The organism is Pseudobdellovibrionaceae bacterium (genome assembly GCA_020635075.1).
Lineage (GTDB): Bacteria > Bdellovibrionota > Bdellovibrionia > Bdellovibrionales > UBA1609 > JADZEO01.
In genome coordinates, this window is sequence record JACKAM010000001.1 from 221,983 (window position 1) to 237,592 (window position 15,610).

The window sequence follows — 15,610 nt, forward strand, 5'->3', positions numbered from 1 at the left end:
GTTTCAATGTCATCGACGTGTTCACTTCAGTTGAGTTGAAATTGACGGCTGTTATATAGATGCTCTATCGGCCCATCTGGCCTTTAGGTTGAGTAAATGGCGTCCTGATGTGAGAATTTGCAGGAGTTCTCACAAATCAGGCTGAGTCTGAGACAGACATTCTGAGACATTCAGTATTGGGCCAAAGTCGGTGAGTTAAAGTGAACCACTTTGGCCAATTGTCTTGTCTTTTGGCGAGGTCTTGGTGAGCCATCAAGAGGGCCAGATCAGATATGATTTCAGTCACTTGATGCTGCCTTTCAATTTAAATTCTGTTTAAATGATAAAGGCGTATTTAACATCAACCGGGTGTCACATCATTAGGCTCACATCGACTTCCATTTTTCGCGTGATCTTCTGTCTCGCGCTATCAGTTTGTCTCCCTTTGGCCTATGGACAAGAGGGTGAAACGGCGACTGTCGAGGTAGGTTGGGAAGAAATGGCCGGTGCCATTTCCTATGAGCTGGAGTTTAAACCTTTGGACACCGCTCGCCCGCCGCTGAGCTATAAAACTCCCAAGTCTTCCTATCGAACTGAGCTGCCCCAGGGCCGTTATCAGTTTCGCATTCGCTCAGTCGCCAAAGGTGGGCGACTGGGAGAGTGGAGTGAATCGGTTGAGCTGTTGGCCGGGTCCTTTGAGGTGGATCTCAAGGCTCCAGCAAATGGCAAGATGATAAAAGCTAAAGGTGCTCAGGCGACAGTGAACTTTATTTGGGATGCCGTTCGCGGGGCCAAAGAGTACCACTTTCGAGTTTGGGAGGTGAACGAGGGCCGGGCAAAATCCAGGATCCAACGGGTGTTCAAAAGCAGTATGCCCGTCCAACTGACTGTCGGACGAAAATACATGTGGGAAGTGGGAGTGCTCACCAAGAGTGGGGTGAGCTACCAACGAAAGTCGGATCCGTTTTTCTTCACCCTGTATGGGAGCAAGATCCCCTCTCCTGAAATAACCAACATTTCTCTACGCGATGATCGTCCGCGCATTGAGTGGCGCACGGTCGAAGATGCCAAGGTCAACATTCAGCTCTTTCACAGAGAGATAGGTCAGGACAAATGGACCCTGCTTACTGAGGAAAAGGAAGTGAATAAATCTTACTGGCGGTTGGATCAAGAGCTAGAGCCAGGGCAGTACCGCATCATTCTTATCGCTACCGGCGCCCTCCGCGGCAACTCCGACCCCGCCACCCGCGAATTCGCCGTCAAACCCGGCCACCTTCCCCAATAGGTACCCGATATCGGCTGGCCCCTTAATTGTTGATCCACCTCGCATTCACACTTCCCAACTAAATAGCAGGGAGACCCTCGCCGGGAAGCGGATCCCTTGATCGAAGGCAAAACTGGAACCTGAATTGCGAGGCCGGACTCCGGAGGATCAATGTGCTTAAAACCGAGTTCGGCTTGGTGCTGCGCTCTGAGAGAGAGCGCTGCTGCCGGACGCTATGTCTGAGGTTTTAAGCTTATTGATCGCAGGAGGACGAACTCCCAAGACAGCCTTCATGAGGCTGAGATCAACAATCAAAGGGGCCAGCTGCTATTGGGAGCCTTTTTCCCAAAGGGCGTAGAGGTCATCGATTTTCTTTTGGCATTGATTCAGCATCTCCACACAGTCAGCCATTTTTTTGTGATCTGAGTAGACCTCTGGCGATTCCAAGTCCGCCTGGGCCTGTTGCAAGTCTTGCTCGGCCTTCTCAATGTCCTCTTCGATGGTCTCCAGCTGGCGCTTCTCATTGTAAGAGAGCCGGACTTTTTGGGGCGCTGCTGGACGCGATTCGGGGCTTGAACTCTTGGTCTCGGCCTTTGCCAGAGGCGTTGATCCTGTCTGTCGGTCCCGCAGCCACTGATGGAGATCGGCATAGACTTGCCAGCTCCCTTTGCCATCTAGGGCGAGAAATCGGGTGCACAAGTTGTTCAGGAACTGGCGGTCATGGGAGACGAGGACGACCAGGCCTTCAAATGACAAAAGGGCCTGCTCCAGCACCTCAATACTGTCAATATCCAAATCATTGGTGGGCTCATCCAACAATAACACATCAGCCGGTTGCAGCAGCAGTTTGGCAATCAATAGCCGAGCCTGTTCACCACCAGAGAGCTGGGAGATCTTCAAACGCATTTTCTCCGATTGAAAGAGAAAACGACTAGCGTAGGAGGCCACATGAACAGATTGTCCCTTGAACAAAGTGTAGTCCGATCCGTCTCCCAGGTACTCAATCAGATCAATGTCTTGTGGCAGGTCCTCTCTCTTCTGGTCAAAGTAGACAATCTGTAACTTTTCAGCCGGCACCAGTTCTCCACCGCTCGGGCTTAGCTGTCCTGCCAAAATCTTGAGTAAGCTGGATTTTCCACTGCCGTTGGAACCCAAGACACCTAGACAGGACTTGGGACCTAGTACAAGATTGAGGTCACTTACCAGTGGGTTTTCTGAAAACTGGATACCCACAGCCTTTAGTTCCATCAACTTTTTAGATTGTTTACCGCCGGATTCGATTTCCAAGCGGATGCGGGCCTTGCCGGCTTGATTGCGGGCCTTAACATCAGCCAAATTGTCAATGAGCTGATGGGCTTCCTTGATCCGACTTTGACTTTTTGTCGTTCGCGCTTTGACACCGGCTCTGAGCCAGTCGATTTCCCGCCGGGCTTTGTTGGAGAGGCTTTCCTGCAAGGTGAGTTGAGTTTGGATATACTCTTCCTTCTTTACAAGGAAATCTTCGTAGCGGCAGTCAAAGGAGAGATAGCCGTCACGGTACAGACGATTGATCTCAACCGTGCGATTGCACAGGCTGTTGAGGAAGGCCCGGTCGTGGCTGACGAGAACAAAAGCCCCTTTGAAGGACTGCAGCAAATCTTCTAGCCACAAGATCCCTTCCCAATCCATATGATTGGTAGGCTCGTCCAACAGTAGCAGCTCGGGCTCCTGGGCAAATGCAATCGCCAGGCTCAGGCGCTTTTTCCAACCGCCTGACAGAACGGAGAGGCACTGACCGTGATCGGTGAAGCCAACCAGGGACAAATGAATGGGTGCTTGAATCAAGGCCTCATCTGCGTCCATGCCGGCGGCCCTCAGTTTGCCAATCGCCGTATCAAGGACGGTTCCTTCGGCAGGGAAGACTTCCTCCTGGGGGACATAGACCAATGCCAGTCCCTTTCGCTTAGACACTTCGCCCTGATCGGGCAGCTCAAGCCCTGCCAGAATTTTGAGCAAGGTGGACTTTCCCGCACCATTGGGGCCCAGCAGACCAACGCGCTGGCGCTCAAAGACTCCGAGACTCAAGTCTTCAAACAGAAGCTTAGATCCCATGGTCTTTTCCAATTTGCTGACGGAGATGAGAGTCGACATAGGTCTCAGTTCTATAGGATGGGCTCATCCCAGGCAAGTGATCTTACTTAGCCGATCAAGGCTTTAATGGCCGAAAGGGCTTTGGGCTCCAGGTTCACCTTAACAGTGGCGCCTAAGCATTGGGCGACTTCCATGGCCGAGCGAACTGCATCGTCGTGGAGGCCAAAGCCAAAATGGCTACCGCAGTAAAAGGTATTGAGAGTTCCATTGAGTGACGGCATCTCTGGCACCACAGGGAAAGACTTGAAATCAAAAATGGGCGTGCGCAAAGTGGTTTCAAATTCAATCAGGTGAGGGTTAATGGCAAAGTTTGGGTGCTGGGTGCAAATGTACTCACTGTCGTTAGGGACATTGGGTTCGTGCCAAAGTGCTCCGTTCACCGATGTTTCAAATTTCCCCTCTCGATCCGTGTACAAAAAAGTGTAGGCCTGCATAAGATCTCGGGGCGGGAAGGCAGAGTAATCACGATGGACGACCACGCGTCCTTCCTTGTATTTCCAGGCACCCAAAAGTCGTTTTTCTTCCTTGGTCGGATGATCCAAAAGGGCCAATGCTTGATCGGCGTTCAGTGCCAATATAATGGCATCGAATGTCTCTGTCTGACCTGAACTCATGACCACCTGTACAGAGCTCTCATTGCGCACGATTCTGCTAATTTCAGACGAAAAAGTAATGTGTTCCCGAAAACGGTCGGCCAAAGCGTTGACGTAGGACTGGGTTCCTCCCTCCACGCAGCGCACGCTGTAGGTGGCGCGCGGAGAAATCACATCATTGTGGCGCTTAAGCTTGAGTAGAAAAAACTCAGCCGGACTGGCCATGATTTCCGGTGCTGACATGGAAGACAGCAAACAAAGGGCGCTGACAAGAAGCCTGCGGGCGTCGCCTTTGAATGCAGGAATCATCTGTAGACACTCTTCCATGGTTCGGTAGTGGAGCTTTCCCGCATCGAGCTGGCGAAAGGCCCACTGAAGTCCCACAAACAAGCCGGCGACACTTTTGAAGTTTGCAAAGTTCACCAAATCACGCCCCTGGGCAACGGCTCCGCGCAGGGTGGGTGTGAGGTAGAGTCCTTCTTTGCTGTCCATATTGTGCAAGCTCATATAGGAGTTGGCACAGAGGCGGGTTTCAATCCCTAGATCGTTAAGGAGTCCGTAAAAGTGATGGTATCCAGCCTTGCCAAATGCGGCGACGGCAATGTCCAAGTACTGCCCATCCTGGGTCACATAGGTGTAGGCGTTGCCACCCAAGCGATTCGATTTTTCGAAGAGCCTGATCTTGTGGTGGGGGTAAAGGTAATAGGCAGCCGTAAGTCCGCCGATGCCCCCACCAACAATGGCAATGGATTTTTTGCCTCTATCCATTGAATGCCTCTGGTGGGTAAAGCACGGCCTCTGCCTCAGGGACAAAAAAGTACTGCATCAATATGCCCAGCTGCAGTCGTTGGTACACGGCCGAGTGGGGATGGGAGCCGATGCGGATTCTCGCATGGGGGAGAAAAAAGCTCGTCGCACTTTGGCAGCGATTGATCTCCACTCGCGCATGAAGGTGACGTCCCGCTTTTTCCGGGTAGTTGTGAAAATCAAGATTGGGGCGTGAGGGATGCTTGGTTTCCAGCTTGCGGCCATCAAACTCGACAATAAGATCCTGGCTTTCTCGATCACGCACAGTACAGATTCGATAGTTCTTGGTTTCTCGGTAGCTGATATCGGCCAAGTACTTGGGGTAGTTGTAAACCTCAACCCCGCCTTGTAAGGCGATCTCAGTGGTGACGGGCAAATCCATCACCCGACCTTCAAAGCGATTGGTGAGAAGGGACTTGAGGATCTTTATACCAGATAAAGGCAGGGCTGATTTTTTTTGCACTCCAATGGCGAGAGAGACTTCATTGTAGGGGCCAATGTCTGAGTCCACATACTCCATGCAGTGAAGTCCCACCAGCCCGTGAGTCGGACTGACCTGCAGGGGGCGATAGGGTCCCTCAGGGAGAATTTCCATGATGGCCTTTAAAGGGGAGACAAAAACACCGCCCATCATTTTGACTGAGGGATAAAGGAGGGGACTCTTGGCCTCAAAGTCGCCAAAGCGAATGGGTTGTTGGCTGCGGTCGAGAAAAGTCATGAGCGAAACACCCCACGGGTCAGCAGCTTGCCATAGGCCTTGGAGACTACCGAGTCCGTTAAGGAAGGGGCCACCCTTTTGAGGAAATAGAGAACATTGGCTTCGGGATTGATGACCACCAATCGCTCCCGTCGCTTTATCCCTCTAATGATCTTTCTCGACACCTTTTGTGTGGAGCTGCCAAACTTGCGGATGATGTCATCCATTTGCGCGATGAACTCCTTTTTGTCTTTATCGCTGGCCGAAGAGCTGAACGAAGCATGGTGAGCAATTTCAGTCTTCACAAACGAGGGACAGACCATGGAAACAAACACTCGTCCGTGCAGCTCCGCACTCAGGGCTTCAGAAAATCCAATAAGACCAAATTTGGAAGTCGAATAAGGACACATTCCGGGTGCGCCAATCAATCCGGCCAATGAAGCCAAATTGACAATGGTGGGGGAGGAACCCTTAAGAAGAGCAGGCAGCAAAGTTTTTGTCACCCGCACAGGGCCCATCAAATTGGTATCCAGCAGTCGTTGAAAGTCTTCGATTTGCGAGGATTCAAATGTCCCATTGAAGGTAAGTCCGGCGTTGTTCACTAGGATATCGAGAGTGGTGATATGTTGAAGTTTATCCATCTCCTGAGTCAGCGAAACATCACAGGCGATGGTCTCAATGGTCATGGAATTATCTTTACGACTGGATTGACCCAGGAGTTGTTCGGCCAGTTGTTCAATGCCGTTTTGGTTGCGGTCGACTAGAATCAACCGACAACCTTCTCTGCTAAAAAGATCCCAGGCCACCTGGCGGCCAATGCCGGAGGCGGCGCCGGTGACAAGGGCGGTTTTGCCTTTTAAAGGCACCTCTTTTGCCATAGCTCTATTGTAAGGGAGATCACTCTCTGCCGAAAGATGGACCTTGGCCGAGGTCCACAGGTTAAAAACTGGCCCCCTTAATTGTTGAGCCGCAAAATCCTTTATCAGTAAAATCGGTCCTTTGCCGACCATTCCCCGCAAATCCTCACGCACCTTTTCGGCCGCAGGCTCGTCTTCGGGTCGCGTCAGTTTCCTGCCGCGCCTCGGATACGCCCTGCGCGACGGTGAGGATTCGGATTTACGGAAATGGCTCGGCATTCGGACCTCACTCCCGGATAAAGTCAGCACACAGTTTTGCGGCTCAACAATTAAGGGGGCCAGTTTTAACCGGTTACTGAGGGATATCGTATCCCGAAGCCTCAATGATCTTTCGACTTTCAGGTGATTTTAGAAATGCCAACAGCTCCTTAGCCGCTTTGGAGTCCTTCAGCTGGACAGCCTGCTGCTCAATGGGTCTGTAATATTGGCTCGGGACCTTCCAGTATTGGCCTCGTTTGCTCTCTGCCAGGCTCAGGACCTGGGAAAGAGCGACAAATCCCACTTGGGCATTTCCACTCTCCACGTATTGGAAGGCTTGATTGACGTTTTCCCCACGCACAAGTTGCCCTTTTTTCTCGTCCCATAGGCCAAAGGCCTTGAGAGTTTGTTCGGCTGCCATCCCATAGGGAGCCAGGCGCGGGTTGGCCACGGCGATATGGCCTAGACCAGTGGATTTCAGAATTTCACCTTCCTGCAAATCCAAATTTTGTCGCGAGGTCCACAGGGCCAAAATCCCAAGGGCATAGGTGAACCGGGTGCCGGTAACAATCTTTTTTGCCTCCTCCAGTTTTTGGGGTCGCAGGCTATCGGCACTCAAAAAGACATGAAAAGGAGCACCATTAAGGATCTGCGCATATTGATTACCAGAGGAACCACTTGAAATTAAAATCTTGTGTCCGGATTCTTGCTCAAACTTTTGGGCGAGAGTTTTAAAGGTGCGGGAAAAGTTGGCGGCCACCGCGACATGAAGATCTTCGCTTGCAGCCGGATGCTGGGTCAAAAGGGCGAAGAGACAAAGAATGGGTAAAACTGTTCGATTCATTTAAAAGGCCTCAAAACAAAAACAGCTTCCGAAGTCGGGGATGCCAAGTGGAATCCCCAGTCGGAAGCTGTCTGTTTATAAGCCTTATCGGCCGCCGAAGTAAACGTTAAAGACGTCGACTTGTTGTTTGCGCAGGCTATTACCATCGCCGTCGACAAGAACCACTGTCCAGGTGCCTTCCTGGTAGGTGTTGATGTCAATGGTGTTTGAGAAAGGAACGCCAACAGCTGGCACGTTCAGATCGCCACGGGAGTTGTAAGTGACTCGGACAGGAATCAGAACAGTGCGCTTGGCCTCATCCACCTTGGGCTTGCCAAGAACAATGCCGTAGTTTGGACTGTTGAGTTCACCAGAGATATTGATCATGAAACCAGGGTTAGAACCAAACTTGCTCTGCAGGGACAAGTCCAAGGCACCTAAGCCAGCCGGCAGATTGCTGTGATAGTCAGAACCGCGCAGGACAACTTTTGATCCTTTGGGAACGAGCAAGTAGAGGTGAGAATAGCGTCCGCTCGAAGGCACATCAAATTTGATTCCGTGCTGAACCAGCGGCCAGTGCTCAGGCGGGGGGCAGTAGGCGCGGCGAGGAAGGGCTCGCTTGGTGACAATGGCTGTTTCCTCGTCAATCTTTGAAACCTGATACATGTAGGCGGCTCCACAAGAACGCTGCAGAACGTAGTCCACCTCAACGGTGAAGTCCTTTCCGTCTTGGTCATAGAGTTCTAGTTTTTCGTAAGTTTCCATACCCATCGGGTTGATGGTGGGATCAGCTACGGCAGTGAGTGAAAGGGCTAGGGAAATGGCACCCAAAATCGCTTTTTTCATAAGATTCCTCCTGTGTACAAGCTGGGGGTGGTTTGCTTGTGTATGTGTTCTTTCGCGACCAAACATAGCGGAAGTCTGTTATTCCGCAATTAAAGTGGTTGACGGATTCACCAGGAAGTTGTCACGAGCCTTGGGTTTTCGACAGAAGAGATGGAAGGTTGTCAAAATTTCCGTCCTAGAGAAGGGAAAATTCCACAAAGACTGAAAATCCCCGCCGGCCAATGTTGGGTTCGGATTAAGAGCGGACAAAATGCCCCTGAATAAATTTCGGGGGAGGGTGTGTCTGGTCCGCTTCCCTCCCCCGAATCCGTATGAGATTGTTCCTTGTCAGATAGAACGTGAAAAACAACAAAAAGAACGAGGAGGAAGAGGGCAAGTGGATCGGAGAATTCCGTGTCGGTCAGTGTTTGTGGGCCCTGCAGTCCTCCCCGAGCTCCCCTTCATTCTACGAGGCAAATGTGAGGCAAAAATGGAGCGGTCAAGGGGATTTTGCCACCGAATCTTGGCAAAGCCTTGATTTAAGCGTCTCACAGGGGGATTAACACGGCCGGACTTGAGCGGGGAATACTGGGCTCAATAAGCTGTGGACTAGGGAGTATTCGTCGGGGGGAATCATGGAGCGAACTCTTCGTTGGCCAGCCTGTTGGTTGGCTGTGGCTTTGTCTGTCGTCGGTATGGCCATTCCGGCCTGGTCTCAATCGCAGCATAACTATCGGTTGGAGGTTCTCAGCTATAACGTCAAGGGCTTGCCTTGGCCGGTGGGGACGGTTAATGGCAAGAGCGCAAAAAAGCGCTGTAAGCTGATTGGCGAGGAGTTGGCTGAGCTGAGACGCCTTGGAACTGCGCCTCAAGTCGTGGTTCTCCAGGAGATGATGGTCGAAGACTGCGACCAACTCTTGATCCGTTCCGGCTATCCCCATAGCTATTGGCAAGTCAAGGAAGAGGGTCGCACCTACGGAACAGGCCTGGCCTTTCTCAGTGAGTTTCCCCTCCAGGGACTACAAAAGATTTTGTATGGCAACAACTGTTCGGGGACGGACTGCTGGGCTCACAAAGGGGTGATTGGGGTCAAGGTCACCATTCCAGAACTTCCTGAGCCGGTGGCTATTGTCACCACTCATCTGCAGGCGGGGAGGGAAAACGACGACATCCGCTTGAAGCAAATGGATCAAATGATAGGGGAGTTTTTGCCTCTCATGGGGGTCTCTCATTTAGTGCAAATCTTTGCTGGCGATTTTAATTCAAAACCAAGTCGACCCAGCTATGACTATTTTTTAAATCTTTCCGGGCTTTTCGATGCCGGTCAGGTCTGTCTCAAGAGCACCCTTTCTTGCCAATCAGTCTTTGGCGGTCGCAGTGAGCCCGAGAACATTTGGGAAGACACCCATGATCGCCAGTTTTTTCATGTCCCTTCGGCTTCCGTCTTGAGGATGTTCCCGACTCAGGTTCTTCTGCGCTTCTCTGGAGATCCAGTCTTGGGCCCCGAGTTGTCCGATCACTTTGGTTACCAGGTGGACTACATCATCAGTTGGCCATAAAAAAAACGGAACTCACTGGGAGTTCCGTTTTTTTTCCATTTGCTACAAAGAATCAATTAGCGCTGTCCGCAGCCAATAGTCTCTGTGATGGGATAGTCGGGCATACGTGGAGCGCTACGGGTCATGCCACCATCAGCCATGTAGTTGCTCTTAATGCGGTAAATGGCTTCCTCATCTTGAGGGCCGTTCACTTTGTAGTCTGTGTGCATGATGTTTTTGCCGTCGTTGGTCAGTTGAATCTCAAGAGCTTCAATCACAAACAGACCGACATCAGTGAGAACCATTTGCGGACGCTCGTACTGATAGGGAGAGTGCTCCACAGTTCCAGTATCAAATTTGAATACGATTTTCTCCGCCCACAAAGTGATGGCTCCGCCAGCCAGAACTTTTGAGCCAGGAATGCAAGCGTATGAAGTGGCACTCACCATAAGTGCTAAAGCAAGAATGAACTTTTTCATTGTGTATCCTCCTAATGGATTCTTCTGAAAAATATTTTTGGGGGTATCGAAGGATCAGAAGTCGCATACGTCTTGAGAAATCGCAACTTTTCGCCTGTCAGGGGCTCGGCTCTTGAATTTTCACTAGTGCCAAATGCAAAATCCCCATGCTTGATGCAATGAAGAGATGCTTTTTTCATTTCCCACTGTAATCAATTCCGTTCAGATTGGCTTTGTCTACCTCGATAGATCGATCAACCTATGGCGATAGACTAAGGACAAGAATGAGCAGTTTGGTGATGGACCCTTCCACAGCTGTCAAAGCCTTAGGCGCTCATCTCCTACCAGGAGAGCCCGGGGAAGCATAAGGATTGCAATGATTTAGGTTATGTGGAAGGGATTTGCCAGGCATGCGGCACTGTTGCCCCTCATTGGGGTGGTGGCTTTCTCCGCCTTTTCTTCCGCCCAGGGGCTTCGCGATGACGATGATGGAATGGTTCCATTGCCTGTCGCGAGCAAAATCCAGCAGCTTCGCTCCTTCGATGGCGATCCGTCCAAGTCCGTGGAGTTTCAAGACCAAGGCGAGTTTATCCAGCCCGGATTTGGCAAGGTCAGGGTGAAAGACAACACGGATTTGATCTACCACACCAATGTGGGAGAGGACAAAACCACGGCCAAGGTGGGAGTCAGTCAGGGGCTTTATCGCGATCAGCGCCATCAAGTTCGGGCCAGTGTTTACGGCACAACTGAGTTTGCCCCACAGCCGAGCGAAGAAGGTGCTGCTTTAGGAACTGAGCATGTGGGAGTGGGGGGTGGTGCCGGTCATAGCTACAGAGTGACCCCAACCACTGAGTTTCAATCAGCCGTGACCTACGAAGATGACCTCAATGGCAAGAGCCATCGACTCACTGGACGTCTTCAGGTTGAACAGAAATTGTCGGACAGGTCGATGGTTTCCTTTGGTACTTCTCAACAGATGAACGAAACAGGCGATTTGGACCATCAGATTGGAGCGCGAATTTCGGTTTTATTTGGACCGAAGCCTAAGAGCAAAAAGAAAGAAAAAAACCGTAACCCCCATTACTGGTATGAGATCTTAGTCACCAAGCAGAAACTGGATGAAGGTGGCCTGGCACTGGGAGAAGACGTGGAGCTTTACTCTACCTTGGTGGACAATTTGTTGGGCTTTGCCGACCAGCTAGAGATAGCCCAAGGTGTCGACCCGCGATATCTGGGTGAAATGATGGAGAGAAACAACACCGCCGGCTACCCCTTAGGAGTGGCTTTGGATTCCCGTCAAGCCATGGCCTGCCGCTATGATATGGTTCACGCTGCCCGAACCAGTGCACTTTATTATTATGAGCTTCTAAAAAAGCGCTTTCCTGCGCACCCCAAGACCCGGCGCCTCTCTTACAATGAACCGATGTTCGATGCCATTCACCGGCGTGGTCTCAGCATTCATAAAAAATGTGTCGCTCAAGGTGGGCCTGCCGTTACCCCGGGTTCCTCTCATGGCTCTGCTCCAGGTACTCAGTAGGTAATTCTTAAGTTCATAGGGTTTTGTTTCCTCATGTGGCCATTGGCCCAGGTCATCTCTCCTAGCAATGAATCTTGAGGATTGAGGTGACCTCCGGTTCATCCCCACAGGTGACTTGATTTAGAATGGGATATTTTGAGTTAAGTTCATCTTAAGTAAGGAAGAATTTTTTTTCATCTTTCGACCTAAGTGATCGAAACCCTCGCCTTCAGCCCATAACCTGGCGTTTACCGATTGGATAGAAATTGTTTGCTGCTATTCTAGCTAAGTATTGAGAGTTCTTACCCTAAATCGGTACCCCACAAGGTAACGATTCAAAGCAGATAACGACGTTTATGGAGGAATTATGGCCAACAACGAGCTCGATCTTAACTCAGTAGAAATCACCCCTGGGGGAACATGTGCCATTTATAAGTGTGGCGACCACTCCATCTATTGGTTGGGGGTAGAGGCGAAAACAGCCTTTCGCTGTAACACCTACATGGTAGTGAGCGGGGGCGAGGCCGTCGTCGTAGATCCGGGAAGTGCTCAGCACTTTCAAACGGTTTTGGAAAGAGTGGGACAGGTGATTGATCCCAAAAAGGTGGTGGGTTTGGTTCTATCCCACCAGGACCCGGATGTCGCGGCCTCAATGGGGAATTGGCTGGAACTCAATTCTCGATTAGACATCATTACTTCTCCAAGAACTCATGTTTTGCTGCCCCACTATGGGAAGGCGGATTTCAAGTTTGTGAACACGGAGGAAAGGCCGACCTATGAATTTGGGGCAGGATCGAAGTTAACCTTTGTCGATGCTCCTTTTTTGCACTTCCCTGGGGCAATTGCCACCTATGACAATACTTCGAGATTTCTATTTTCAGGAGATGTTTGGGCAGCACTGAGCATGGAGTGGACTCTCTGTGTGCAGAATTTCGAGGATCATATTCCTAAAATGAACCTGTTTCACTTGGATTACATGGCTAGCAACGTCGCTGCCAGAGGGTTTGCCAATAAACTCGATAAATTTGAGATCGATGCCATCCTGCCTCAGCACGGATCAGTCATTGGCGCCAATTTTGTCAATGAGGCTAAGGAGTACTTGAGAGACCTCAGATGCGGTCTTGATCTGATTTACGAGTAAGAAAAGGAGAGGTGTCCGTGGCTGACCGGAGCTATGAAGATCTGTTAAGCGAAATCACCCTCCTGCGCGAGGAGAATCGGTTCCTTAAAGAGGGAATCAAGCAGGGGGAGCGTATTCGCAAAAAGATCACCAGCCTCATCGATCAATTAAAGTATGCAAAGGGGGAGATAGAAATCTTAGCCCGTGAGAGGACGCAGATATTGAACAGTCTTGAGGAGATGCTTTTTGTGGTCACTCCAGAGGGAGAAATACAGATCACGAACAGCCGATGTCTAGCCTTAGGGGGTATTGAGGCAGAAGCGGATCTCGTAGGCAAAATGATCGGAGAGTGGGTGATTGAGGAGGAACGCAATTCCCTCGCGAGTTTTGCAGATTTCAGACTGCTGATAGAGCAGCGAAAGGCCGAGGAGCTTCGTGGTTACTACCGAACCAAATCGGGGGAGAGAATTCCTATCCTGATTACCGGGACTGAGGTCCTAAATGGGGACGGTAGTCCTAGGGCCTATGTCATATCGGCCAGGGATGTGCGGGACTCGAAAATCATGCGGACCCTGCGCAATTCACAATCCCAGTTAATCAAGACGGCAAAGCTGGCCTCACTCGGGGAGCTGAGTGCCGGTATAGCCCACGAGTTAAACAATCCTCTGATGTTTGTCGTCGGCTATAACAACCGAATTAAATCTGCGCTGGCAAAGGATGACCTGCCTGCCCGGGAGAAGATCCTTAGGTACACAGAACAGATTGACGAGGGTGCAGATCGAATGAAAACCATTATTCAAAGCTTTCTGGATTTTGCCCGTCAGACAGAAACAAAACGGGAACAGATGGACGTCAACTCCGTCATTGAAAAATCGATCAACCTGGTCAAAGAACAACTGCGCTTAAGGAGCATTAGGATCAAAACTGAGTTAAGTAATCACCCTTTGCTTGTGATGGGTGAAAAGGTACCTCTTGAGCAGGTGATGATCAATTTTTTGACCAATGCCCGAGATGCTTTTAGTGACATAGGTGATGACATCATGAAGACGGTGGTCGTTCGCACAAAAGAAGATGATAATAGGGTCATGATTGAGATTGAGGACAATGGGGTCGGGATTCCCTCGGAGATTCAGGATAGAATGTTCGATCCATTTTTTACTACTAAAGAGCCAGGTAAGGGTACGGGCTTGGGAATGTCGATCACTCACAAAATAATAGAAGATCACGGTGGCAAGATTCTGTTGAAGTCAGCCCCTGGTGAGGGGGCTCGGTTTACGGTTGTTCTGCCGAAGCCGGACGTTTGCGATGGAGGAGAATAATGGCTGGGGAAAGTGCTTTAGCGGTTGGAAACTGCGCAAAAACAATTCTAGTCGTTGACGATGAGGAAGTGATGCGAAGTCTCGTGGGAGAAGTGCTGGACGAAAATGGATTCGTCGTTCTTGAGGCCTCAAGCGTTGATCAGGCGATTGAAGTCTTGGGCCAAAATCCGGTGGATATTGTCTTGACTGATTTTACACTGCCAAGGAGAAATGGTCTCAGCCTCGCCTGCCATATCCGGGATTCTGGGATGAGCGCTCCAGTCGTGTTGATGACCGGCAACTCTGCCCGGGAGTTGCAGGATCAGGCAACCGCATCAGGGGTCTGCGCGATCGTGCAAAAGCCTTTCCACGAAGATGACCTTGTAAAAACCTTAATGGACGCCCTGGGTTTGTAGCTGCGCCCCAGGACCCAAAAAAAAGGGAGGCCCTTGAGCCTCCCTCTGTGATCACCATGGGAACTTAGGCGGCTTGGGAAAAGGCGGAGGAGGAGGAAAAGGTCCTCTGGGGCCCCTGGGGCCTGGGTGACCAGGTCCTTCCTCAATGATCTCTCCTCTGATACCAGGACAGTTTCTCACCTCTGCGTTTAGACGTTGCTCGAAGGCGATGTGTTCTTGGCGAGTTTCGAAGGCAAAGGTTTGCTCTTTCATGCGCAACTCCTGCATCAGCTTAGCCCGTTCACCAGGATCATCGGTTTTTTGGATCAACTCGTTCAGTTGCCTGGCTTCAGCCTCGAACTTTTTGTGGGCGTCATCCACTCTTTTTTCGAAGTCCTTGATCATGTTTTCTATTTTGACCTGGCAAGCTGAAGGCTGGCCTGGATTTTTGGGCTGTGGAGTCTTAGGTTCTTTGGGTTCTTTGGGCTCTTTGGGCTCTTTGGGTTCTTCCGGTTCATTGGGAACCGGCACCTTAGGTTCCTTGACCTCTGGGACTTGCACCTCGATCCGCTCGCCCCCAGCCCCTTCAAGCTGACAACGTCCGCGGTAGGAGAGCTCCGTCTGTGATATTTGCCCGTTTTCGATGTCCTCGATGAGGAGATTGAGCTCCACTTCGACGGTGCTGAAACTCTGAACCACCACATTGAAGTGGCAGATGAGAATGCACTTCTCCAGGGCGTTGGCCTGGCACTCCTTTACATCCTCCTGACTGAGACTATTCACCAGCTCTTGGCCACTTTGGTAGCTGGCGAGGTATTGAATTTGTGGGAGTCCACTTGCCTGTTCGTCACTTGCATTGGACTTTGTTTGAAACCCCACCTGATCCGCACATCCTGCTGAAAGACACAGGACAACCAACCCAGATAAAAATCTAAGCATTTTCATCTCCTTACCTTATATGGATATTAGAAAAACAACCAACCAAGGATAGGATCTCAAATTGAGAAGACGAATCACACTGATAAAACCCGACAGAAAAATGGCCAGTGTAT

General features: G+C 50.6%; 14 protein-coding genes. 6 read left to right on the plus strand and 8 right to left on the minus strand.

What is annotated here, in order from left to right; all coding sequences use genetic code 11:
* The first annotated feature begins 478 nt into the window (after positions 1-478).
* The gene (locus H6624_00810) at positions 479-1,264 is read left to right on the plus strand and encodes a hypothetical protein (protein ID MCB9082849.1); all 786 of its coding nucleotides are present in this window, start codon (positions 479-481) and stop codon (positions 1,262-1,264) included.
* A 306-nt stretch (positions 1,265-1,570) separates the two neighbouring features.
* Here H6624_00810 and H6624_00815 read toward each other — a convergent pair whose 3' ends face one another.
* From H6624_00815 to H6624_00840, 6 genes are all read right to left on the minus strand, one after another.
* Entirely contained in the window at positions 1,571-3,373 is a 1,803-nt protein-coding gene (locus tag H6624_00815) for an ABC-F family ATP-binding cassette domain-containing protein (GenBank protein ID MCB9082850.1), read from the minus strand.
* Positions 3,374-3,420: 47 nt separating this feature from the next.
* Positions 3,421-4,734 (minus strand): FAD-dependent oxidoreductase, encoded by a 1,314-nt coding sequence (locus tag H6624_00820; GenBank protein ID MCB9082851.1) that lies wholly within the window; start codon positions 4,732-4,734, stop codon positions 3,421-3,423.
* On the minus strand, positions 4,727-5,491 hold the full coding sequence (locus H6624_00825) for an acetoacetate decarboxylase family protein (GenBank protein MCB9082852.1): 765 nt from the start codon (positions 5,489-5,491) through the stop codon (positions 4,727-4,729). The genes H6624_00820 and H6624_00825 overlap by 8 nt, the downstream gene beginning before the upstream one ends.
* Positions 5,488-6,606, minus strand: a complete 1,119-nt coding sequence (locus tag H6624_00830; protein MCB9082853.1) for an SDR family oxidoreductase — start codon at positions 6,604-6,606, stop codon at positions 5,488-5,490. Before H6624_00830 ends, H6624_00825 begins: the two co-directional genes overlap by 4 nt.
* A 73-nt stretch (positions 6,607-6,679) precedes the next feature.
* Positions 6,680-7,429 carry a molybdate ABC transporter substrate-binding protein gene (gene modA / locus H6624_00835; GenBank protein MCB9082854.1) on the minus strand — a complete coding sequence of 250 codons (750 nt, stop codon included), beginning with the start codon at positions 7,427-7,429 and terminating at the stop codon, positions 6,680-6,682.
* Positions 7,430-7,513: 84 nt separating this feature from the next.
* The gene (locus H6624_00840; protein ID MCB9082855.1) at positions 7,514-8,254 is read right to left on the minus strand and encodes a hypothetical protein; all 741 of its coding nucleotides are present in this window, start codon (positions 8,252-8,254) and stop codon (positions 7,514-7,516) included.
* Between the two features lie 614 nt (positions 8,255-8,868).
* Here H6624_00840 and H6624_00845 point away from each other — a divergent pair.
* Positions 8,869-9,792, plus strand: a complete 924-nt coding sequence (locus tag H6624_00845; GenBank protein ID MCB9082856.1) for an endonuclease/exonuclease/phosphatase family protein — start codon at positions 8,869-8,871, stop codon at positions 9,790-9,792.
* 56 nt (positions 9,793-9,848) lie between these two features.
* Here the strand turns inward: H6624_00845 and H6624_00850 are convergent, their stop codons facing one another.
* Positions 9,849-10,250, minus strand: coding sequence for a hypothetical protein (locus H6624_00850; protein MCB9082857.1), 402 nt, complete (start codon positions 10,248-10,250; stop codon positions 9,849-9,851).
* Between the two features lie 367 nt (positions 10,251-10,617).
* Here H6624_00850 and H6624_00855 point away from each other — a divergent pair, with 367 nt between their 5' ends.
* The 4 genes from H6624_00855 to H6624_00870 all read left to right on the plus strand — a co-directional run bounded on the left by H6624_00855 (position 10,618) and on the right by H6624_00870 (position 14,579).
* Positions 10,618-11,766 carry a hypothetical protein gene (locus H6624_00855; GenBank protein ID MCB9082858.1) on the plus strand — a complete coding sequence of 383 codons (1,149 nt, stop codon included), beginning with the start codon at positions 10,618-10,620 and terminating at the stop codon, positions 11,764-11,766.
* Between the two features lie 346 nt (positions 11,767-12,112).
* Complete coding sequence (locus tag H6624_00860) at positions 12,113-12,886, plus strand: MBL fold metallo-hydrolase (GenBank protein MCB9082859.1); 774 nt, start codon at positions 12,113-12,115, stop codon at positions 12,884-12,886.
* 17 nt (positions 12,887-12,903) lie between these two features.
* A complete protein-coding gene (locus H6624_00865; GenBank protein MCB9082860.1) occupies positions 12,904-14,184 on the plus strand; it encodes a PAS domain S-box protein in 1,281 nt (426 codons plus the stop codon).
* Complete coding sequence (locus H6624_00870; GenBank protein ID MCB9082861.1) at positions 14,184-14,579, plus strand: response regulator; 396 nt, start codon at positions 14,184-14,186, stop codon at positions 14,577-14,579. The genes H6624_00865 and H6624_00870 overlap by 1 nt, the downstream gene beginning before the upstream one ends.
* A 51-nt stretch (positions 14,580-14,630) precedes the next feature.
* On the opposite strand, the gene H6624_00875 is transcribed toward H6624_00870, so the two are convergent.
* Positions 14,631-15,497 (minus strand): hypothetical protein, encoded by an 867-nt coding sequence (locus H6624_00875; protein ID MCB9082862.1) that lies wholly within the window; start codon positions 15,495-15,497, stop codon positions 14,631-14,633.
* Positions 15,498-15,610 lie beyond the last annotated feature (113 nt).

Coding starts and splice junctions, on each gene's coding strand:
- H6624_00810 (MCB9082849.1), top strand. CDS start 479: ATGGCCGGTGCCATTTCCTATGAGCTGGAGTTTAAACCTTTGGACACC.
- H6624_00815 (MCB9082850.1), bottom strand. CDS start 3,373: ATGTCGACTCTCATCTCCGTCAGCAAATTGGAAAAGACCATGGGATCT.
- H6624_00820 (MCB9082851.1), bottom strand. CDS start 4,734: ATGGATAGAGGCAAAAAATCCATTGCCATTGTTGGTGGGGGCATCGGC.
- H6624_00825 (MCB9082852.1), bottom strand. CDS start 5,491: ATGACTTTTCTCGACCGCAGCCAACAACCCATTCGCTTTGGCGACTTT.
- H6624_00830 (MCB9082853.1), bottom strand. CDS start 6,606: ATGCCGAGCCATTTCCGTAAATCCGAATCCTCACCGTCGCGCAGGGCG.
- modA (MCB9082854.1), bottom strand. CDS start 7,429: ATGAATCGAACAGTTTTACCCATTCTTTGTCTCTTCGCCCTTTTGACC.
- H6624_00840 (MCB9082855.1), bottom strand. CDS start 8,254: ATGAAAAAAGCGATTTTGGGTGCCATTTCCCTAGCCCTTTCACTCACT.
- H6624_00845 (MCB9082856.1), top strand. CDS start 8,869: ATGGAGCGAACTCTTCGTTGGCCAGCCTGTTGGTTGGCTGTGGCTTTG.
- H6624_00850 (MCB9082857.1), bottom strand. CDS start 10,250: ATGAAAAAGTTCATTCTTGCTTTAGCACTTATGGTGAGTGCCACTTCA.
- H6624_00855 (MCB9082858.1), top strand. CDS start 10,618: ATGTGGAAGGGATTTGCCAGGCATGCGGCACTGTTGCCCCTCATTGGG.
- H6624_00860 (MCB9082859.1), top strand. CDS start 12,113: ATGGCCAACAACGAGCTCGATCTTAACTCAGTAGAAATCACCCCTGGG.
- H6624_00870 (MCB9082861.1), top strand. CDS start 14,184: ATGGCTGGGGAAAGTGCTTTAGCGGTTGGAAACTGCGCAAAAACAATT.
- H6624_00875 (MCB9082862.1), bottom strand. CDS start 15,497: ATGCTTAGATTTTTATCTGGGTTGGTTGTCCTGTGTCTTTCAGCAGGA.